Source organism: Bosea vaviloviae, assembly GCF_001741865.1.
Lineage (GTDB): Bacteria > Pseudomonadota > Alphaproteobacteria > Rhizobiales > Beijerinckiaceae > Allobosea > Allobosea vaviloviae.
The window spans coordinates 5,505,151-5,523,708 of record NZ_CP017147.1; the positions used below are offsets into that span (position 1 = coordinate 5,505,151).

19 protein-coding genes are annotated in these 18,558 nt (G+C 65.4%); 7 read left to right on the forward strand and 12 right to left on the reverse strand.

Annotation, left to right across the window (positions count from 1 at the left end; translation table 11 throughout):
- Positions 1-67: 67 nt before the first annotated feature.
- From metF to BHK69_RS25390, 3 genes are all read right to left on the reverse strand, one after another.
- Positions 68-979, reverse strand: a complete 912-nt coding sequence (metF, locus tag BHK69_RS25380; protein WP_148663585.1) for a methylenetetrahydrofolate reductase [NAD(P)H] — start codon at positions 977-979, stop codon at positions 68-70.
- Positions 979-1,977 carry an ArsR/SmtB family transcription factor gene (locus BHK69_RS25385; protein ID WP_069692533.1) on the reverse strand — a complete coding sequence of 333 codons (999 nt, stop codon included), beginning with the start codon at positions 1,975-1,977 and terminating at the stop codon, positions 979-981. Before BHK69_RS25385 ends, metF begins: the two co-directional genes overlap by 1 nt.
- A gap of 78 nt (positions 1,978-2,055) precedes the next feature.
- The gene (locus BHK69_RS25390) at positions 2,056-3,498 is read right to left on the reverse strand and encodes an aminotransferase-like domain-containing protein (RefSeq protein ID WP_069692534.1); all 1,443 of its coding nucleotides are present in this window, start codon (positions 3,496-3,498) and stop codon (positions 2,056-2,058) included.
- Between the two features lie 104 nt (positions 3,499-3,602).
- On the opposite strand from BHK69_RS25390, the gene BHK69_RS25395 reads away from it, so the two are divergent.
- Positions 3,603-4,466, forward strand: a complete 864-nt coding sequence (locus BHK69_RS25395) for a DMT family transporter (protein ID WP_069693953.1) — start codon at positions 3,603-3,605, stop codon at positions 4,464-4,466.
- Between the two features lie 280 nt (positions 4,467-4,746).
- Here BHK69_RS25395 and BHK69_RS25400 read toward each other — a convergent pair whose 3' ends face one another.
- The gene (locus BHK69_RS25400) at positions 4,747-4,950 is read right to left on the reverse strand and encodes a cold-shock protein (protein WP_069692535.1); all 204 of its coding nucleotides are present in this window, start codon (positions 4,948-4,950) and stop codon (positions 4,747-4,749) included.
- A 132-nt stretch (positions 4,951-5,082) separates the two neighbouring features.
- The gene (locus BHK69_RS25405) at positions 5,083-7,296 is read right to left on the reverse strand and encodes a glycoside hydrolase family 3 N-terminal domain-containing protein (protein WP_069692536.1); all 2,214 of its coding nucleotides are present in this window, start codon (positions 7,294-7,296) and stop codon (positions 5,083-5,085) included.
- Positions 7,297-7,418: 122 nt separating this feature from the next.
- On the opposite strand from BHK69_RS25405, the gene BHK69_RS25410 reads away from it, so the two are divergent.
- On the forward strand, positions 7,419-8,045 hold the full coding sequence (locus BHK69_RS25410) for a YitT family protein (RefSeq protein WP_069693954.1): 627 nt from the start codon (positions 7,419-7,421) through the stop codon (positions 8,043-8,045).
- Positions 8,046-8,060: 15 nt separating this feature from the next.
- Here the strand turns inward: BHK69_RS25410 and BHK69_RS32365 are convergent, their stop codons facing one another.
- Positions 8,061-8,429, reverse strand: a complete 369-nt coding sequence (locus BHK69_RS32365; RefSeq protein ID WP_148663586.1) for a hypothetical protein — start codon at positions 8,427-8,429, stop codon at positions 8,061-8,063.
- A 102-nt stretch (positions 8,430-8,531) separates the two neighbouring features.
- Between BHK69_RS32365 and BHK69_RS25415 the strand changes: the two genes are divergently transcribed.
- Positions 8,532-9,677, forward strand: a complete 1,146-nt coding sequence (locus BHK69_RS25415) for an alpha-hydroxy acid oxidase (RefSeq protein ID WP_069692537.1) — start codon at positions 8,532-8,534, stop codon at positions 9,675-9,677.
- Between the two features lie 80 nt (positions 9,678-9,757).
- Here BHK69_RS25415 and ettA read toward each other — a convergent pair whose 3' ends face one another.
- Together ettA and BHK69_RS25425 are read right to left on the reverse strand one after the other, a co-directional pair.
- Entirely contained in the window at positions 9,758-11,410 is a 1,653-nt protein-coding gene (gene ettA, locus BHK69_RS25420) for an energy-dependent translational throttle protein EttA (protein ID WP_069692538.1), read from the reverse strand.
- A gap of 147 nt (positions 11,411-11,557) precedes the next feature.
- The gene (locus BHK69_RS25425; protein WP_069692539.1) at positions 11,558-12,448 is read right to left on the reverse strand and encodes a LysR family transcriptional regulator; all 891 of its coding nucleotides are present in this window, start codon (positions 12,446-12,448) and stop codon (positions 11,558-11,560) included.
- Positions 12,449-12,568: 120 nt separating this feature from the next.
- Here BHK69_RS25425 and BHK69_RS25430 point away from each other — a divergent pair, with 120 nt between their 5' ends.
- Complete coding sequence (locus BHK69_RS25430; RefSeq protein ID WP_069692540.1) at positions 12,569-12,982, forward strand: cupin domain-containing protein; 414 nt, start codon at positions 12,569-12,571, stop codon at positions 12,980-12,982.
- Between the two features lie 226 nt (positions 12,983-13,208).
- Here the strand turns inward: BHK69_RS25430 and BHK69_RS33270 are convergent, their stop codons facing one another.
- Positions 13,209-13,754: a hypothetical protein gene (locus tag BHK69_RS33270; protein WP_244548322.1), complete on the reverse strand. Its 546-nt coding sequence runs from the start codon at positions 13,752-13,754 to the stop codon at positions 13,209-13,211.
- A 161-nt stretch (positions 13,755-13,915) separates the two neighbouring features.
- On the opposite strand from BHK69_RS33270, the gene BHK69_RS25440 reads away from it, so the two are divergent.
- Positions 13,916-14,725, forward strand: a complete 810-nt coding sequence (locus BHK69_RS25440) for an MBL fold metallo-hydrolase (protein WP_069692541.1) — start codon at positions 13,916-13,918, stop codon at positions 14,723-14,725.
- A gap of 116 nt (positions 14,726-14,841) precedes the next feature.
- The gene (locus BHK69_RS25445) at positions 14,842-15,138 is read left to right on the forward strand and encodes a hypothetical protein (RefSeq protein ID WP_069692542.1); all 297 of its coding nucleotides are present in this window, start codon (positions 14,842-14,844) and stop codon (positions 15,136-15,138) included.
- Between the two features lie 181 nt (positions 15,139-15,319).
- Here the strand turns inward: BHK69_RS25445 and BHK69_RS32370 are convergent, their stop codons facing one another.
- Entirely contained in the window at positions 15,320-15,535 is a 216-nt protein-coding gene (locus BHK69_RS32370; RefSeq protein ID WP_148663587.1) for a hypothetical protein, read from the reverse strand.
- Between the two features lie 291 nt (positions 15,536-15,826).
- On the reverse strand, positions 15,827-16,567 hold the full coding sequence (locus BHK69_RS25455) for a 3-oxoacyl-ACP reductase family protein (protein ID WP_069692544.1): 741 nt from the start codon (positions 16,565-16,567) through the stop codon (positions 15,827-15,829).
- Positions 16,568-16,723: 156 nt separating this feature from the next.
- Here BHK69_RS25455 and BHK69_RS25460 point away from each other — a divergent pair, with 156 nt between their 5' ends.
- Positions 16,724-17,317 carry a TetR/AcrR family transcriptional regulator gene (locus BHK69_RS25460; protein WP_244548323.1) on the forward strand — a complete coding sequence of 198 codons (594 nt, stop codon included), beginning with the start codon at positions 16,724-16,726 and terminating at the stop codon, positions 17,315-17,317.
- Between the two features lie 86 nt (positions 17,318-17,403).
- Here BHK69_RS25460 and BHK69_RS25465 read toward each other — a convergent pair whose 3' ends face one another.
- Complete coding sequence (locus tag BHK69_RS25465) at positions 17,404-18,414, reverse strand: aldo/keto reductase (protein ID WP_069692546.1); 1,011 nt, start codon at positions 18,412-18,414, stop codon at positions 17,404-17,406.
- Positions 18,415-18,558: the final 144 nt, after the last annotated feature.

An 18,558-nucleotide genomic window follows, 5' to 3' on the forward strand; every position in this document is an offset into this window, starting at 1 on the left:
CGAAGCAATCCAGGGTTCGTAGAGCTCTATGAGTCTGGATTGCTTCGCTTTGCTCGCAATGACGAAATCACTCCGCCGCAACAGCCTGCGCCGCCGTCTTCTCGGGCTTCAGGCCAACCAGATGGCAGATCGCATAGACCAGATCGGCCTTGTTCATCGTGTAGAAATGCAGGTCCGAAACGCCGCGATCGATCAGATCCAGCACCTGCTCGGCGCAGACGGCAGCCGCCACCAGGCGACGCGTCGCGGCGTCCTCCTCCAGCCCCTCGAAACGGTCGGCAAGCCATTGCGGCACGCTCGCGCCGGTCTTGCGGGCGAAGTTCGCGGTCTGCTTGAAATTCTGCACCGGCACGATGCCGGGCAGGATCGGGATGTCGATGCCCCGCGCCCGGACCTTGTCGAGATAGCGGAAATAGACGTCGTTATCGAAGAAGAACTGGGTGATGGCGCGCGTCGCCCCGGCATCGACCTTCTTCTTCAGCGCGTCGATATCAGCATCGAGCGAAGCGGCTTCCGGATGCTTTTCCGGATAGGCCGAGACGGTGACCTCGAAATCGCCGACGCGCCGGATGCCGGCAACGAGATCCGAGGTCTGGTGATAACCCTGCGGATGCGGCTCATAGACCGTCCCCAAACCGCCTGCCGGGTCGCCGCGCAGCGCCACGATATGGCGCACGCCCGCCTCCCAATAGGAGCGGATGACGTCATCGACCTCGTCGCACGTCGCCGATACGCAGGTCAGGTGAGCGGCCGGCTTCAGCGCCGTCTCCTCGACCATGCGTTTGACGGTGGCGTGGGTGCGCTCGCGCGTCGAGCCGCCGGCGCCATAGGTCACGGAGACGAAGCTCGGCACCAGCGGCTCCAGCCGGCGCACGCTTTCCCACAGCGCGGTTTCCATCTCCGCCGTCTTGGGCGGGAAGAACTCGAAGGAGACTTTTGGGCGGCGCGAGCCGTGCCGGCTGGGGCGAAACGCATTCATCAGGCAACCTCGAGACTGGATTGACGCAAGCTCTGCTCAGCCGGCTTGCGCCGGTCCTGCCCGCGCCAGAGCATGACGGTGAGCTCAGCGGAGACGCCGCCCGCCGATTTGATCTCCTCGGCGAGATCGCAGTTAAGCCCGGCTTCCGAGAACCAGCCGGAAATCTGGGCTTTCGAGAAGCCAAGCCGGCGATGCGCATGCTCGGCGCGCAGGAACTCCATCTCATGGGGCGCGAAATCGACCACGATCAAGCGCCCGCCGGGGCTGAGCATCGCCGCCGCCTCGCGCACGGCGCGGCCAGGATCGTCGAGGAAATGCAGGACCTGATGGACCACGACGAGATCGAAGGAGCCGCGCGTGAAGGGCAGCGCGTAGATGTCGCCCTGGCGCAATTCCACGCGCGACAGCCCGGCCTTTTCGAGATTGGCGCGCGCGACTGCGAGCATGGCGTGATTGGCGTCGACCCCGATCGCCCGACCGAAGGTCGGCGCGATCCGCTCCAGCATGCGCCCCGTGCCGGTGCCGAGATCAAGAAAGGCTCCGCGCGCGCCCTCGCGGGCGGCGGCTTCCACGGCGGCTTCGACCGCCTCATCAGGCACATGCAGCGAGCGCAGCCGGTCCCAGTCGCGCGCGACGCTGGCGAAATAGCCCTGCGCCGCCTCGGCGCGCGACATGCGCACCGCCGACAGCCGTTCACGATCGGCAGCGAGCACCGGATCGCGCGGATCGAGCCAGGCCGCGAGCGAAGCGGCGAAGGCGCCGCCCGCCCCGGTCTCGTCGAGCCGGAAGAAGGCCCAGGCCCCCTCGCGCGAACGCCGCACCAGCCCGGCCTCAGTCAGCAATTTGAGATGGCGCGAAATGCGCGGCTGCGACTGGCCGAGAATGTCGGTCAGATCCGACACCGACAATTCACCCTCGGAGAGCAGCGCCAGGATACGCAGCCGCGTCTCTTCACCGGCAGCGCGCAGGCCGGCGAGCAGAACATCGGACGAGACCATGGTCGGCTGGCGCAAGTGCTCGAACTCCGCGATGAAGCCAAGAAAGATATAAAGATATCTTTATGTCAATCATACCGTTCACGCAAGCTCAATCTGTGCCGGCGCCCCGCGCCGCGCGGCGGCCGCCATGGCCCGCCCGAGCGCGCTGAACAGACGCGGATCGCCGGACTGGGCGACATTGAAACGGAGGAACCGGCCCGCCGATTGCGACAGGCTGTAGACATTGCCCGGCGCCAGGACGATGTCCTCCGCCAGCAATTGCCGCGCGATCACCGACGAATCCAGCCCCTCGGGCAGCACACACCACAGGAACATGCCGCCGCGTGGCTCGATCCAGGGCTGGATGCCCATGGCCTTGAGCCGCGCCGAGGTCTCGCCCATGGCCCGAGAGAGACGTGTGCGCAGGCCATCCATGTATTTGCGATAGCTGCCATCCCTGAGGATGGTCAGGACCATCTCGGCAGCGAGGCGGCCAGTGCCGAAGGAGGCTGCAATCTTGAGATCGATCAGCCCCTCGATCCAGTCCCGCCTTGCCGCGATGTAGCCACAGCGCACCGAAGCCGAGAGCGACTTGGAGAAGCTGCCGATCTGGACGACCCGGTCGAGTCCGTCGAAGGCGGCCAGGCGCGGAGCCGGCTCCAGCTCGAAATCGGCGAAGATGTCGTCCTCGATGATCGTCAAGCCGAATTGGTCGGCGAGCTTCAACACGCGGTGAGCCACGACCGGCGAAAGCGTCGCGCCAGTCGGGTTGTGAAGCGCGGAATTGGTGATGTAGAGGCGCGGGCGATGCTCCGCCAGCACCTGCTCGAACTGGACGGTATCCGGCCCGTTCTGGGTATAGGGCACGCCCACGATGCGGACACGATGCGCCCGCAGCAGGGCGTGAAAGTTGAAATAGCAGGGATCGTCGACGAGGACCGTGTCACCCGGCTCGACCAGAAAACGACAGGCGAGGTCAAGCGCCTGCGTACCGGACTCCGTCAGCATGATCCGGTCCGGCCCGACCTCAATGCCGTGGAGCGCCATGCGGCGGGCCAGAACCTGCCGCAGTGGCGCGAGCCCGAGCGGCGTGCCGTAGTCCGCCAGCGTTTCGGCCGGCGCGCGCGACAGCGCCCGCAACGCCCGGCGCATGCTGTCCTCGGGCAGCCAATCGGCCGGCAGCCAGCCACAGCCTGGCTTGAGCACGCCATCACCGGCATCGAGCGATTGCCGCGAGACCCAGAACGGATCGACCGCACGCTCGAGCCTGGGCCCCAGATCGGCGACCGAAAATGGCGGCGCATGTCCCACCACATAAAAGCCGGAGCCGCGCCGCGCCTGGATCACGCCGTCGGCGGCGAGGCGATCATAGGCCTCCACCACGGTCGATTTCGACACGCCCATCGTCTCGGCGAAGCTGCGCAGCGAAGGCAGCTTGGCTCCCGGCGCAAGTGTGCGCCCCGCAATCCGCTGATTGACGACCGCTATGACACGCTCGACCAGCGTGCCGTCCTCGCCGTTCGGCAGAGCCCGATCATGCATCCGTATCGCTCCTGCAAGCAGCACAGTTTGCATCAACTGTATTGAACTGTCTCTAGCAAACCGCCGCTAGACCCTCGATGCAGGCCGAAGTCGGAGCGCGATCGATGGACAAGACCTTGAGCGGCTGGATCAACGGCTTGATCGGCGTGCTGATCTTCAGCGGCTCGCTGCCTGCGACGCGGGTGGCGGTGGCCGATTTCGACCCCGTCTTCCTCACCGTCGCGCGGGCGGCCATCGCCGGCAGCCTCGCGCTCGGGCTCCTGCTCGCCTTCCGGCAGAAGCGGCCGGAACGGCGGGATGTCGTCCCGCTCGTCGTGGTCGCGCTCAGCGTCGTCGTCGGCTTCCCGCTCCTGACGGCGCTGGCGCTGAAGCACGTCACCTCGGCCCATTCCATCGTCTTCATCGGGCTGCTGCCACTGGCGACGGCGATCTTCGGCGTGCTGCGCGGCGGCGAGCGTCCACGCCTGACCTTCTGGTTGTTCTCCTGCTTGGGCAGCGCACTCGTCGCCGGCTTCGCCATGACCCACGGCTTCGACGCCTCGCCACTGGGCGATCTCCTGATGCTCGCCGCCATCATCATCTGCGGCCTCGGCTATGCCGAAGGCGCGGCGCTGTCGCGCAGGCTCGGCGGCTGGCAGGTGATCTCCTGGGCGCTGGTCCTGGCCTTGCCGATCATGGCGGCGCTCACTCTCGGCACCATGCCGGCGTCACTTGCGCAGACAGGCGGACCGGCCTGGCTCGGGCTGGGCTATGTCTCGCTGTTCAGCATGCTGATCGGCTTCGTCTTCTGGTATCGCGGCCTCGCGCAGGGCGGCATCGCCGCCGTCGGGCAGCTGCAATTGCTGCAGCCCTTCTTCGGATTGCTGCTGGCGTCCATGCTGTTGAACGAGGCGGTCAGCTGGCAGATGGTCGCCGTCTCGGCGGCCGTAGCGCTCTGCGTCGCGGGAGCCAAGCGTTTCGCGCGCTAGAACCGGATGATTTCAGATGGAGTCACTTTGTGATCCCATCTGAAATCTGAATCCGTCTCTCATCTGTCTCTCATCTAAAGAGTGAGAGCAGGATCAATGCGAAAAACCGGCGCAGCGGCCCACTCGCGCTCGCAAGCGTCTGCGGCGATCGTCACGATGCCGCGAGAGCGCTGCCCGGGCTCCGCTGCAACGAAAAACCGCCCGCGATCTCCTGCGCAAAGTCCTTCGTTATCGCAGCAGCCAGGATGCGATCTCCAGACATAGTCCAAGCTCGAAAGGGTCAGATCAGCTGGAGCGATCCTGCTGCCGTCTTGCCGCGCTCGGTCTTGAGCTCGAACGAGACTTTCTGCCCTTCCGTCAAGGTCATCAGGCCTGCTTCCTTTACGGCAGTTATATGGACGAACACGTCCTTGCCGCCGTCAGCAGGTTGAATGAAACCAAAGCCCTTCTCAGTATTGAACCATTTTACGGTTCCGGTCGCCATCGCCGCATCCTTTGGAGCCACGCATCTTGCCAGCCGACGGATGCAAGCGTCCGAAGGCCGCGCCCTCGAAGGATTGACCGAAAATTCATCCTTGTCGAGACCAAACGGAATGCAGAGCGCGAGGCGATCCGATCAAGACTTGGTCAGAATGAAGCTGACCGTTTCCGACGCCTGCGACGAGCCGCCGAGATAGATTTCGAAGCTTCCGGGATCGAGGACATAGCGCCCCTCGTCGTCATGCATGCCGAGCCGGGCCACATCCAGCTTGAAGCGCACCGTCCGCGTCTCCCCAGCACGCAACGCGACCTTCTCGAATGCCTTCAATTCGCGCAGCGGCCGCGAGCGGCTGGCGACCGGCTGGCGGATATAGAGCTGCACCACCTCCTGTCCGTCGCGGGAGCCGGCATTGCCGACATCGACCGACACCTCGACCGTTCCGTTCATCGGCACGCTCGCCTTGTCGACACGCGGATTGGCGTAGGTGAAGCGGGAATAGGACAGGCCGTAGCCGAACGGATAGAGCGCCTCGTTCTTCTCGTCCATGAAGATGGATTCATAGCGCTGGCGGACCTTCTCGGGCCGGCCGGTCGGCAACTGGTCGTAATAAACCGGAATCTGCCCAACCGAGCGCGGAAAACTCATCGGCGCGCGCCCTGACGGATTGACCTTGCCGGTCAGGACATCGGCGATGGCGGTCCGCCCTTCCGTGCCGCCATGGAAGGTCTGGACGATCGCCGCGACATGGGCCTCGGCCCAGCTCAGCACCAAAGGCCGCGCCGTCGCCAGCACCAGCACGACCGGCTTGCCGGTAGCCACCAGCGCCTCCAGCAGCTCCTGCTGCACCCCGGGCAGGCCGAGATTGGTGCGTGAGGCGCCCTCGCCCATGAACTCGCAATCCTCGCCCAGCATCGCGACGATCAAATCGCTCGCCGCGGCCGCGCGCAGCGCCGCGTCCTTGTCGGCGAACTCAATGCCGCAGGCCTTGGTGAAGGCGGGCTCGTAGGCGACATTCGCATCAGCCGGCAGCCGCTCCCTCAGCGCCTCGGGCAGCGCCTGGATGACGCGCCGACCAAGGCCCGCCGGGTCGGTCCAGACCCGCTCATCCTCGGGGCGCGCCATCGCGCCGATGACCGCGACCGATTTGACGCCCGCCGCAATCGGCAGCGTCTCATTGGCGTTCTTCAGCAGGATCGCGCCTTCCTGGGCAGCCTTCAGCGCCACGTCGCGAGCGGCCTGCGTCTGCATCAGCGCCGGCGCCGCGGCCGGGTCGATATCGGCGCGCTCGAACAGACCGAGATGGAATTTCACCCGCAGCACCCGGCGCACCGCCTCGTTCAGCGCCTTCATCGGCACGCGACCGGCCGTCACCTCATTGCCGAGATGCTTGAGGTAGACATCGCCCATCATGTCCATGTCGATGCCGGCGAGCAGCGCCTTGCGCGCGGCCTCGGCATCATCCTTGGCGATACCGTGCAGCCTGAGTTCGGTGATCGAGCCGAAATCCGAGGTGACGAAGCCCTTGAAGCCCCATTTCCCGCGCAGCAGATCGGTCAGCATGCCGCGATGGGCGGTCGCCGGCATGCCGTTCAGCGCGTTGAACGCCGCCATCGCCGTCATCGAGCCGGCCTCGAACGAGGCCTTGAACGGCGGCAGGTAGAGATCGTGCAGCTGGCTCGTCGGGATCCAGGTCGAATTGTAGTCGCGGCCGGCTTCCGCCGCGCCATAGCCGACAAAATGCTTCACCGTCGTCGCGACGCCGCCGCGCTGATAGCCATGGGTGCGCGCTGCCGCCACGACCGAGGCGAGATACGGGTCCTCCCCCGCCCCTTCCAGCACCCGGCCCCAGCGTGGATCACGCGAGATGTCGACCATCGGCGCAAAGGTCCACTGGATGCCCGCCGCGCGCGCCTCGCGGCCGGTCCAATAGGCCGCCGCCTCGATCAGCTTGGGGTTCCAGGTCGAGGCCTGGCCGAGCGGCAGCGGGAAATAGGTCGAGAAACCATGGACCGCGTCGAGCCCGATGATCACCGGGATCTTCAGGCGCGATTCGCGCGCGGCGTGCTGGACAGCGAGCACCTCGCTGGGCACGACGAAGTTCATCACCCCGCCCATGCGGCCGGTCTTGATCTGGTTGATGTCGAAGCCGTCGCCGCGCCCCGAGAGATGGAGCTGCCCGACTTTCTCCTCCAGCGTCATCTTCGCCAGCAGCGCATCGATACGCCGTTCGATCGCGGCGGCCTCGCGCCCGGTCTTCCAGGCGACGGTATCATCGGCAAAGGCGTCATCGATGAAGGCCTGGGGCGCAACAAGGCAGAGCAGGAACGCAGCGAGGAGCCGCAGGATCATGGAACAGGTCTCGCTCACTGGCGGAAAGGATGGTCCGGCCCTACAGGATCGCTCCGCATGGCTCAACCGTTGCATCGCCGCAGGGCGAGCCCTGCCGAAGGCGCGCGAACCGGGATGACGCGATGACGCAAGCTGCGACAGTCTTGGAGACGGGCGAACGCCACCGCTTCTATGAAGACGTGATGGCAATGCTGCTCGGCACGCTGATGGTGAGCATCGGCATCGTGCTCTACACCAAGGCGACCTTGCTCACGAGCGGGGCGGCGGGCCTGGCGCTCCTGTTGCAATTCACCACCGGCATCAATTTCGGCATCCTGTTCTTCGCCCTCAACCTGCCCTTCTACTGGCTGGCGATCCGGCGCATGGGCTGGCGCTTTGCGGCGCGCACCTTCATCGCGGTCGGGCTTGTCTCGGTCTTCACCTGGGCGACGCCGGGCTGGCTCCGGATCGAGGCTGTCGATCCGCTCTATGCCGCGATCGCGGGCGGCAGCTTCATGGGGCTCGGCCTGCTCGCGCTCTTCCGCCATCGCACCGGGCTTGGCGGCATCAACATCCTGGCGCTCTATCTGCAGGAGCATCACGGCATCCGCGCCGGCTGGTTCCAGCTCGGCGTCGATGTGGTGATCCTCGCAGGCGCGCTCTTCCTGCTGCCGCTCGACAAGGTGCTGATCTCGCTTGCCGGCGCGGCGGTGCTCAACCTCATCCTCGCGATCAACCACAAGCCCGGGCGGTATATGGGGGTGTCGTAAGGAGCGGTTGATTATTCAGCCCACTATATATCGGTCCCAATTCTTTTCCTTCGAACGCTCAATTTCCGTATTCCATTGCTGGTAGTCGAGTTCTTTGGATCCGAGCAATCGCGCGTACCCAGCTCCTGGCTCGCGACTTTGTTCTTCAACAATTAGGCCAGTAATTCTTGGAAGCCCATTACCTTCAATAAAATCAGCAAGATCATTCAAGCCCTGATGCTGAAGACTTATGCCGTACGTTACCCCCCTATGGAGTGGTAATCCGAGTTCCGTGTGCACCTCTTTGTACGTTATATAGGTCTTCGGATTGCCGGCGACGGCTCCATCGAGGCAGCTGACTAATAGGCGCAGCAGTCTCCGACCATTCTGGCTCAGAACAACCATACATACGCTCCTTGCGCTTCTGCATTCGCGGCGGATTGAGCCTTGCATAACCCCTTTGGCCATGCCAGTCGCAGCAGCAGGATGTAGCGAAGGAAGAGCTCCATGGCCCAGCCCCTGACCATCGAGGATCTGCGCATCCTGGCCAAGCGCCGGGTGCCGCGCATGTTCTACGATTACGCCGATTCCGGCGCCTGGACCGAGGGCACCTACCGCGCCAACGAGACCGATTTCGCCGGCATCAAGCTGCGCCAGCGCGTCGCCGTCGACATGACCAACCGCACGCTGGCTTCGACCATGGTCGGCCAGCCCGTCGCCATGCCGGTTGCGCTCGCCCCTACCGGCCTCACCGGCATGCAGCACGCCGATGGCGAGATCCTCGCCGCGCGCGCCGCCAGCAAGGCCGGCGTCCCCTTCACGCTCTCGACCATGAGCATCTGCTCGCTCGAGGACATCGCCAACCATGTCGGCAAGCCGTTCTGGTTCCAGCTCTATGTGATGAAGGACCGCGACTTCATCGCCCGGCTGATCCAGCGCGCCAAGGCTGCCGGCGTCACGGCGCTGGTGCTGACGCTCGACCTGCAGATCCTCGGCCAGCGCCACAAGGACATCCGCAACGGCCTCAGCGCACCGCCCAAGCCCACTATCGCCAACCTGATCAATCTCGCCACCAAGCCGCGCTGGTGCCTGGGCATGCTCGACACGCCGCGCCGCTCCTTCGGCAACATCGTCGGCCACGCCAAGGGCGTCGGCGATCTCTCCTCGCTCTCCTCCTGGACCGCCGAGCAGTTCGACCCGGCCCTGAGCTGGGACGACGTCAAATGGATCAAGGACCTCTGGGGCGGCAAATTGATCCTCAAGGGCATCCTCGACCCCGAGGATGCCGAGATGGCGGCCAAGAGCGGCGCCGACGCGCTGATCGTCTCCAACCATGGCGGCCGCCAGCTCGACGGCGCGCTGTCCTCGATCGCGGCGCTGCCGGCGATCGTCGAACAGGTCGGCGGGCGCATGGAGATCCTGTTCGACGGCGGCATCCGCTCCGGCCAGGACGTGATCAAGGCGCTGGCGCTCGGCGCTCACGGCACCTTCATCGGCCGCGCCTTCCTCTATGGGTTAGGGGCCATGGGCGAGGAGGGCGTCACCCGCTGCCTCGACATCATCCGCAAGGAGCTCGACATCACCATGGCGCTGTGCGGCCTGCGCGATGTGCGCGATGTCGATGGGCGGATTCTGGTGAAGGGGCGGGCCTGAACCAAATTCTGGAGATCTTACGAAAAAGGCCCGCGCTCCATCGCTGGAGCGCGGGCCTTTTCGAAGCAGATTTCAAAGGCTCAGCGTGAGAACTTCTTGTACTGAATCCGCTTCGGGATCGTCGAATCGATGCCCAGACGGCGCTTTTTGTCTTCCTCGTAATCGGCAAAATTGCCCTCGAACCATTCAACATGGCTGTCGCCCTCGAAGGCGAGGATATGGGTCGCGATGCGGTCGAGGAACCAGCGATCATGGCTGATGATCACGGCGCAGCCGGCGTAGTCCTCCAGCGCCTCTTCCAGCGCCCGCAGCGTATCGACGTCGAGATCGTTGGTCGGCTCGTCGAGCAGCAGGACATTGGAGCCCGCCTTCAGCATCTTGGCGAGGTGGACGCGGTTGCGCTCGCCGCCCGAGAGCGAGCCGACCTTCTTCTGCTGGTCGCCGCCCTTGAAGTTGAAGGTCGAGCAATAGGCGCGTGAATTGATCTCGCGCTTGCCGAGATAGAGGATGTCGTTGCCGCCCGAGATCTCCTCCCAGACGTTCTTCTTGTCGTCGAGCGAGTCGCGGCTCTGGTCGACATAGCCGAGCGTGACGCTCTCGCCGATGGCGATCGTGCCGGAATCGGGCTTGTCCTGGCCCGTGATCATCTTGAACAGCGTGGTCTTGCCGGCGCCGTTGGGACCGATCACGCCGACGATGCCGCCCGGCGGCAGCTTGAACGACAACCCGTCGATCAGGAGCTTGTCCTGGAAGCCCTTCGACAGATCGTCGAAATCGACGACGTTGTTGCCGAGCCGCTCGGCGATCGGGATGATGATCTGCGCGGTGTCGGGCCCCTTGTTGTTGGCCTTCTGCACGAGCTCGTCATAGCGCTGGATGCGGGCCTTGCTCTTGGCCTGGCGTGCCTTGGGCGAGGCCAGAACCCATTCCTGCTCGCGCTCCAGCGTCTTCTGCCGCGCGACATCCTCGCGGCCTTCCTGGGCGAGACGCTTCTGCTTCTGCACCGACCAGGCCGAGTAATTACCCTCATAGGGGATGCCCTGGCCGCGATCGAGCTCGAGGATCCAGCTGGTGACGTTGTCGAGGAAGTAGCGATCATGGGTCACGATCAGGATCGCGCCCGGATAGCTCCGCAAATGGCCTTCCAGCCAGGCGGTGGTCTCGGCGTCGAGATGGTTGGTCGGTTCGTCGAGCAGCAGCAGTTCCGGCTGCTCCAGCAGCAGCTTGCAGAGCGCGACACGGCGGCGCTCGCCGCCCGAGAGTTTTGAGACCTCCCAATCGTCGGGCGGGCAGCCCAGCGCGTCCATCGCCTGCTCGACCTTGGAATCGAGGTCCCACAGGCCCTTGGCCTCGATCTCGTCCTGCAGCTTGGTCATCTCGTCGGCGGTCTCGTCGGAATAGTTCATCGCGAGCTCGTTGTAGCGATCCATGATCGCCTTTTGCGGCGCGACGCCGAGCATGACGTTATCGCGGACGTTCAGCGTCTCGTCGAGCTTGGGCTCCTGCGGCAGGTAGCCGACGCGCGCGCCCTCGGCGACCCAGGCCTCGCCGGTCCACTCCTTGTCGAAGCCGGCCATGATCTTGAGCAGGGTCGATTTACCCGCACCGTTGACGCCGAGCACACCGATCTTGGCGTCCGGATAGAAGGAGAGATGGATGTCCTTGAGGATCTGCTTGCCGCCCGGATAGGTCTTCGACAGGCCGCGCATATGGTAGATGAACTGACGGGACATGGGGCGTGCGGGCTCCGCTCTCGGACTGGTGGGCCGGGGCTTTCGGGAATGTGCCGCGTATGTAGCGAGGCGGGCCGCTTGCCGCAACCGGCGCGGTGCAAGCCGCCGGGTCCACGTGTTGCGCGTGGTGTCCTCGCCTCGTCGCCTCTACCCCGTGAAGATCGGCTTCAGCGCAGCCCGCTGTTCGACGATGAAGTCGAAGAAGGCCGCGATGCGGGGCGTGCGCCGGAGATCGGGGTGAGCCAGGATCCGCCAGCTTCGCGTCAGCTCCGGGATCGGGCCGAAAATCCGCACCAGACCGTCATCGGCGTCTCCGAGCGCTGTCGGCAAGGGGCCGATCCCCGCGCCGGATTTAACGGCCGAAACCAGGCCAAGGACGCTGTTGTTGCGCACGGCGAAGCGGGCGGTCGGTGCGACCTCCGTAAGCCATGTCAGCACGCGGTGCGAGCTGAACGTCGTCTCGAAGCCGACCAGCGGGTGCTGCGCTATTTCCTGCACGGTCGCCGGCCGACCGTGCCGCTCGACATAGTCGGGGCTGGCATAGATCGCCCAGAGCGAGTCGGCGATCTTGCGTCCGACGAGCTCGTCATCGGTGTCGCCGGAGCGGAAGGCGACATCCGCCTCGCCTCGAGACAAGTCGAGATAGCGGTCGCTGGTCATGAACTCGACGCGCAGCTTCGGATGGCGCGCATGGAAGGCGTCGAGCAGCTTCGACTGGACGATGCGCAGTACCAGCGGCTCGGGACAGGTGACGCGGATCACGCCGTCGAGTTCCCGCGCGGTGTCGTCGAGATACTGCTCCAACTCGGCCACGGCGCGCGCAACCCTCTCGGCCATCGGCAACAGGCTCAAGCCATCTGCCGTGAGCCGATATCCCGCGGGATGCCTGACGATCAGGGCGCGGCCGATCCGCCGCTCGAGCTCCGACAGCCGTCGCTGCACGGTCGACTGACTGAGGCCCAGCGATTTCGCCGCCGCGGTCATGCTCTGATGCTGCGCGACCGCAAGGAAAGGCTTCAGATCGTTCCAATCGAACATGCTCGACCTTGCAGTCTTGCGGCCCCTGTCCACAGAATTGAGGCTGCCATAATCCACAGCTCAAGCCTACCCTTTCGGCAGTTCTGACGAGGCGTCAGACCCAAGTCGGAGGAAAGCGCCATGCGCATGTCGTCATGTTCGGCCGCAGCGGCAGTCGCGGGTCTTCTTCTGGGTGCCCGCGCGCAAGCGCAGGAGGCCGGCCTCGCGAAGCCGAACCTCGTGCTGCGCCAGCTCGTCGAGGCCATGCCGCGTGACGCCTCGCAGGAAGTCCGCATCCTGACCGCGACCTTCAAGCCCGGCGACAGGACCGTCCGGCACAGCCACCGCTTTCCCGTGACGGTCTATGTCCTCGAAGGCGCCTTCACGCTGGAACTGAAGGGACAACCAGCCGTGGTGGTAAAGGCCGGCGAGGCCTATGTCGAACCGCCGCATGTCGAGATGGTCGGTTACAATCGCAGCGCCGTCGAGCCGACGAAGGTGGTGATTTTCTATGTGAGCGGCCGCGACACGCCATTCCTCGACCCGCTGCACTGACGCGGCCGCGCTAAATCTCCCGACGGCCTCTCGTTTCACAACGCGTCAGCCCTGCTCCTGCCCGCTTCCCCCGACCCGCCAATTGCCTAAGCTCGTGGACGCCGGGACGATGCGGGGAGCCAATGATGAATCCGCCGACCATTCTGGGACACTGGCCTCCCCGACCTATTCCTTGGCGAAGCCTGCCACACGGCAGACAGGCGGTGTCGCGACCATTTGCGCCGGGTTAGCGCCAGCCCCTGCCGCTTGCGTCGCTGCAGCCATAAGGCGGGATCGATTGCGCGAAGCGCTCCTTCAGCCGGCTGCAGCCCCATGCCCGCAGGCTCTCCGGCAGGCGGCTGTTGATCGCGATTCCGACCTCGTCATAGGGGCTCGTGGCGTTGGCCACATAGTCGTACCAGCGATAGCCGAACGTTACGCCAACGCCTATGGCGATCGCAAAGACGACCCGCGCGATGGTTCGGACCAGCCCTATTTTGACAGGCGCAGGAGACGGGCGATCCTGGCTCACGGCACGCCGCTGGCGCGCGGCGTAGATCTGCGCGGCAACGAGCAATGCGCCCCCCAGTCCGATGGCAATGCCGCCATATTGGCCCAGCAACGGCAGGATCTCCGCCTTCACGAATTGCTGGCGGCCGCTATCGGGCACGACGAAACGCGATCCGCCATCGACGCGTTCCCAGCCGGAAATCCTGAAGGCATAGAAAAACGCGACGAGACCGCCGGCAAAGAAGATCAAGGCGACCAGCCTGAAGCGGTTGGGTAGCGACATGGCGCCCTCCAGGAGACAGGCCAGGTTCGATAGCGGGGTGGAGCGCACCTGTCCACGACCCGGAACGTCCCTCACGAAACCGCCATCACAACGCTGAACCCCTTCCGCCGGCCCAGCTTTTGCCTAAGCTTTTCCTGGCTGGGAGAATACGGGAGCGGCGGATGAGCTTTTCGAGCATGCTGATGCGCTTCGGCCTTGGGCTCGCCGCCTTGGCCGGGCTGATGACCTCCCCCGCCCGCGCCCAGTCCGACGAGCCCGGCTGCCGGCCTGAGATGGCGAGCCTACGCCTGCCGGTCCAGCGGGCCGCGCTCGCCAAGGACGAGGTCCGCCTCACCTTTGTCGGCCACGCCACCTTCCTGATCGAGACGCCGGGCGGCATCAGGGCCGCGACCGACTACAACGACTATGTCCGCCCGCGTGAGACGCCCGACATCGCCACGATGAACAAGGCGCATTCGACGCATAATTCGCGCAACCCGGACCCGGCGATCAAACAGGTGCTGCCGGGCTGGGATTCAGGCGGCCAGGGCGCCGCGAAGCATGACGTCACGCTTGGCGACATGCGCGTGCGCAACGTGCCGACCAATATCCGCAGCTACTCCGGCGCGACCGACTATGACGGCAATTCGATGTTCGTCTTCGAGATCGGCGATCTCTGCATCGCCCATCTCGGCCATCTGCACCACCCGCTGGAACCCGGCCATCTGCGCGCGCTCGGCCGCGTCGACATCGTGCTCTTCCCGGTCGACGGCAGCTACACGCTCGACCAGGAAGGCATGGTCGAGGTGCTGAAATCGCTGCAGGCCAAGGTGATGATCCCGATGCATTTCTTCGGCGGCTCCAGCCTGGAGCGCTTCCTGCGCCGCACGGACGGCGTCTGGGCGACCGAACGCAAGGCCGAGCCGACGATCACCCTCGCCAAGGCCGGCCTGCCCGCCCAGCCGACCATCATCGTGCTGCCGGGCAACTAATCCCCATCGCTCAGCATTCGGCTTAACCTCGCGCTTAGGTTGTTCCGACGTCGCGCTTTGCAAATTCCGCTGCGGCCGGCAGGCTGAGATCGCCCGCCAAAGCAGAGGAACGCGGCATGCTCAGGGTTCTCGCGATCGCCATCATCGCCACCACCTGCCTGCCGGTCGATGCCGAGGCGGCAAGGCTGCGCTTCGGCAAGCGCTATTCCAGCGGCAACGCCAGCGTCGTCCCCATCCCGCGCGCCGGGCAAGCCTCGACTCCCGCCGAGCCCGCATCTCTCGAAGCCCGCCGGGTGCCCTTCCCGTCGCCGAGCGCAGATCGGCCGGTCCCGCTACGGGTCAGCTCGAGCGAGGGCGCGAAGGTCTGGTGCCGGAGCGAGGTCGTGGTCGGCGGCTTCTGCGTCATGCACTGACGCAACGAGATGCGCTGACGCAACGAGGCCTGGCGGCGTGTTTCCGCGCCGGCCGGTTAACACCCTGCTTAGGCTGATCGCAGATGCGGCTTTCACAGCCGCCTGCGATGAGGCAGCGTGCGCGCCATTCATGGGGAAATGGCATGCTGCGTCTCGCTCTGGTCTGCACCGTCGCAGCCCTTCAGTTGTCGGCGGCCTCTGCCGTCGCGCAATCGAGCTCCAGTTCGAGCAGCTCCAGTTCGAGTAGTGGCGGATCGAGCCATAGCGAGGCCGCTCCCGAGCCTCCCTCCTCGACCCTGGGTCCCAGCATCCAGACCGTGCCGCGGGAGTGGCAATCCTCGCGCAGCAATGTGAAGCCGGGAGAGGCTCCCAGATCAGCCTGCCAAAGCGACCACAATGTCGGCGGCTTCTGCCTGCTGAACTGAGCCGCCGCGCGGAAGCGGCAGCGCCAAGAACCTACGTCGTGGCGCAAAACCACACCGTCATTCCGGGGCTTCGCCCCCGGGTCTGCCCCATGGTCGGTCGGCCCAAAAATAACCTCCGCGAAGAGCCCGGAACCGATCCCGTTCAACGAAAAGCGACCCGACGGCCGCGCTTTGGCAATACGGCGCATCGGTTCCGGGTCCCGGGCTCGATCCTACGGATCGCCCCGGAATGACGTCGTGGCTCCATCTGAAAGCAACGGGCTCTAGGTGTTGACGCCGCCATCGATGGCGAAACCAGCGCCGGTCACGAAGCGCGCCTCCTCGCTGGCAAGATAAGCCACGAGCCCGGCGATATCCTCCGGCTTGCCATAGCGCGGGATCGCCATCTTGGCGCGCTGCGCATCGGCCCGTTCCCCGGCAGCCGGGTTCATATCGGTGTCGGTCGAGCCGGGGTGGACGATATTGACGGTGACGCCGCGCGGTCCGAGATCGCGCGCCAGGCCCTTGGTGAAGCCGATCAGCGCCGCCTTGCTCATCGCATAGAGCGATACCCCGGGCTCGACCACGCGCTCGGCCAGGCATGAACCGATCGAGATGATGCGCCCGCCCTCGCCGAGATGGGCGGCAGCCGCCTGCGACGCCAGCACGACGGCACGGATATTCACCGCCAGCGTCGCGTCGATATCGGCAAGGCTCCACTCCGCGACCGGTCCGCCACGGAAGATACCGGCATTGTTGACCAGGATGTCGAGGCCACCGAGCAGAGCAGCGGCTTTGCCGACGCAGGCCTTCACCGCCTCGGGATCGGCACTGTCGGCCGCGAGCGCGAAGCCCTTGCGTCCCAGCGCCTCGATCTGACCCACCACCGTCTGCGCCTTGTCCTGCGAGCGCTCATAGGTCAGCGCGACATCGGCGCCTTCCTGCGCCAGCCGCAGCGCGATCGCCGCGCCGATGCCGCGGCTCCCGCCGGTCACCAGCGCCTTCTTCCCGATCAACCGTTCCATGAGAGATTCCTTTCTGTGTCGTTCGATACATAAATACTTGCGGCGCTTGCGGGCACTGGTCAAGCGAATTATGTATCGCTTGGCACAAAACGGGTAATCATGTCCGAGCGCGGCAGACCGAGAAGCTTTGATCGCGATGAGGCGCTGCGCCGCGCCATGGTTTTGTTCTGGCGCAACGGCTTCCAGGGCACCTCGATGGGCGACCTGACCGAGGCGATGGGCATCGGCTCGCCCAGCCTCTACGCCGCCTTTGGAAGCAAGGAGGCGCTCTATCGCGAGGCGATGGCGCTATACGAGGCCTGCGACGGCAAGGAACTGGCCCGGGCGGTCGCCGAAGCCCCGACGGCCCGGGCAGCGATCGAGACCTTCCTGATGCGCTCAGCGGCGATGTTCACGCGGCCGAGCAAGCCGGCCGGATGTATGATCGTGCTGGCGGTGGTCCATGCCGCCGGCGCGAGCGAGGCGCTCCGAGCCGATTTGCGCGGCGTGCGCGAGCGGGCGATCGACAGCTTCACGGAGCGGCTGCGCGAAGCGGTCGAAAGCGGCGAATTGCCGGCCGCGACCGACACCGAGATGATCGCAAGCTTCTATGTCACGGTGCAGCAGGGCATCTCGTTGCGCGCCCGCGACGGCGCCACGCGCGCCGAATTGGAGGCCATCGCCCAGGCCGCCATGGTAGCCTGGGGCGGGCTCGTCCTAGAGCCGGATGATTTCAGACGAAGTCACAAAGTGACTCCGTCTGAAATCTGAATCCGTCTCTCATCAAGGAGTCAGAGCCGGATCGATGCGAACAACCGGTTCCCACTTTTTTGCATCCTGCCCTAGGCGCCTCCTGATCAGCCCGTCAGCGCCTTGCGGCCCTCGAGCGGATAGGCTGGGTCGCTATAACCCGGCGTCGAGGGATGGCCGGCGGGCACGAGCCCATCCACCAGCGCCTCGTCCTCGGCGGTGAACGCGACATCCAGCGCCGCGAGATAGGCCTGCCACTGCTCCAGCGTACGCGGCCCGGCGATCGCGGCGGTGAGGAAGGCATTATTCAGGACCCAGCGTACCGCGAACTGGATCGGCGTCATGCCGCGCTTGGCGGCATGGGCCTTGATGGTCTGGGCGATGACGAGGCTCTCCTCGCGCCACTCCGTCTGCAGGATGCGCGTGTCGCCGCGCGCTGCGCGCGTGCCTTGCTGTGGCGCCTGGCCGGGCTCGTATTTGCCGGTCAGCACGCCACGCGCCAGCGGCGAATAGGAGGCGACGCCGAGCCCGTAGAAGCCGCAGGCCGGCAGATGCTCGACCTCGGGCATGCGGTTCATCGCGTTGTAATAGGGCTGGCTGACGACCGGCCGGTCGATGCCGAGATCGTCGCAGAGCCGGCAGATCTCGGCGAGCCGCCAGGAGCGGTAATTCGAGACGCCGAAATGCCGGATCTTGCCCTGCCGCACCAGATCGCCGAGCCCGCGCACGGTCTCCGCCAGCGGCGTCGCATGGTCTTCCTTGTGCAGATAGTAGACATCGATGAAATCGGTGCCGAGCCGGCGCAGACTGTCCTCGCAGGCCTGGATCAGCCATTTGCGCGAGAGCCCGACCCGGTTGGGTCCGGTCCCCATCTGGTTGGCGACCTTGGTCGCCAGCACCCAGTCATGGCGCTGCGCGGCGATGGCACGGCCCGTCACCTCTTCGGAGCGGCCTTCATTGTAGACATCGGCCGTGTCGATGAAATTGATGCCGGCGTCGCGCGCATGATCGATGATCGCGCGCGAATCCAGCTCGCTCGTCGCGCCGCCGAACATCATCGTGCCCAGGCACAAAGGCGAGACCTTGAGGCCAGAGCGGCCGAGCTGGCGATATTCCATGGATCAGACTCCGAGAGTTCGAGGCTGAGACCCTGCCCCAGCCTCGCGCCGCGCACCAGCGCGCCCCGCGCAGGGCGCGCCCGCCAAATCCCGCGCGCAACAAAATGCTTAACCTTTCATGTCAAGGTCTTGGCCTTGCTCTCA

Bases quoted from the DNA above. Each gene is read 5' to 3' on its own strand.
- BHK69_RS25445 (WP_069692542.1), top strand. From the start codon at position 14,842: ATGCTCAGGGTTCTCGCGATCGCCATCATCGCCACCACCTGCCTGCCG.
- BHK69_RS33270 (WP_244548322.1), bottom strand. From the start codon at position 13,754: ATGTCGCTACCCAACCGCTTCAGGCTGGTCGCCTTGATCTTCTTTGCC.
- BHK69_RS25465 (WP_069692546.1), bottom strand. From the start codon at position 18,414: ATGGAATATCGCCAGCTCGGCCGCTCTGGCCTCAAGGTCTCGCCTTTG.
- BHK69_RS25395 (WP_069693953.1), top strand. From the start codon at position 3,603: ATGGACAAGACCTTGAGCGGCTGGATCAACGGCTTGATCGGCGTGCTG.
- BHK69_RS25390 (WP_069692534.1), bottom strand. From the start codon at position 3,498: ATGCATGATCGGGCTCTGCCGAACGGCGAGGACGGCACGCTGGTCGAG.
- BHK69_RS25425 (WP_069692539.1), bottom strand. From the start codon at position 12,448: ATGTTCGATTGGAACGATCTGAAGCCTTTCCTTGCGGTCGCGCAGCAT.
- BHK69_RS25455 (WP_069692544.1), bottom strand. From the start codon at position 16,567: ATGGAACGGTTGATCGGGAAGAAGGCGCTGGTGACCGGCGGGAGCCGC.
- BHK69_RS25400 (WP_069692535.1), bottom strand. From the start codon at position 4,950: ATGGCGACCGGAACCGTAAAATGGTTCAATACTGAGAAGGGCTTTGGT.
- BHK69_RS25405 (WP_069692536.1), bottom strand. From the start codon at position 7,296: ATGATCCTGCGGCTCCTCGCTGCGTTCCTGCTCTGCCTTGTTGCGCCC.
- metF (WP_148663585.1), bottom strand. From the start codon at position 979: ATGAATGCGTTTCGCCCCAGCCGGCACGGCTCGCGCCGCCCAAAAGTC.
- BHK69_RS25430 (WP_069692540.1), top strand. From the start codon at position 12,569: ATGCGCATGTCGTCATGTTCGGCCGCAGCGGCAGTCGCGGGTCTTCTT.
- BHK69_RS32365 (WP_148663586.1), bottom strand. From the start codon at position 8,429: ATGGTTGTTCTGAGCCAGAATGGTCGGAGACTGCTGCGCCTATTAGTC.
- BHK69_RS25410 (WP_069693954.1), top strand. From the start codon at position 7,419: ATGACGCAAGCTGCGACAGTCTTGGAGACGGGCGAACGCCACCGCTTC.
- BHK69_RS25460 (WP_244548323.1), top strand. From the start codon at position 16,724: ATGGTTTTGTTCTGGCGCAACGGCTTCCAGGGCACCTCGATGGGCGAC.
- BHK69_RS25385 (WP_069692533.1), bottom strand. From the start codon at position 1,977: ATGGTCTCGTCCGATGTTCTGCTCGCCGGCCTGCGCGCTGCCGGTGAA.
- ettA (WP_069692538.1), bottom strand. From the start codon at position 11,410: ATGTCCCGTCAGTTCATCTACCATATGCGCGGCCTGTCGAAGACCTAT.
- BHK69_RS25440 (WP_069692541.1), top strand. From the start codon at position 13,916: ATGAGCTTTTCGAGCATGCTGATGCGCTTCGGCCTTGGGCTCGCCGCC.
- BHK69_RS25415 (WP_069692537.1), top strand. From the start codon at position 8,532: ATGGCCCAGCCCCTGACCATCGAGGATCTGCGCATCCTGGCCAAGCGC.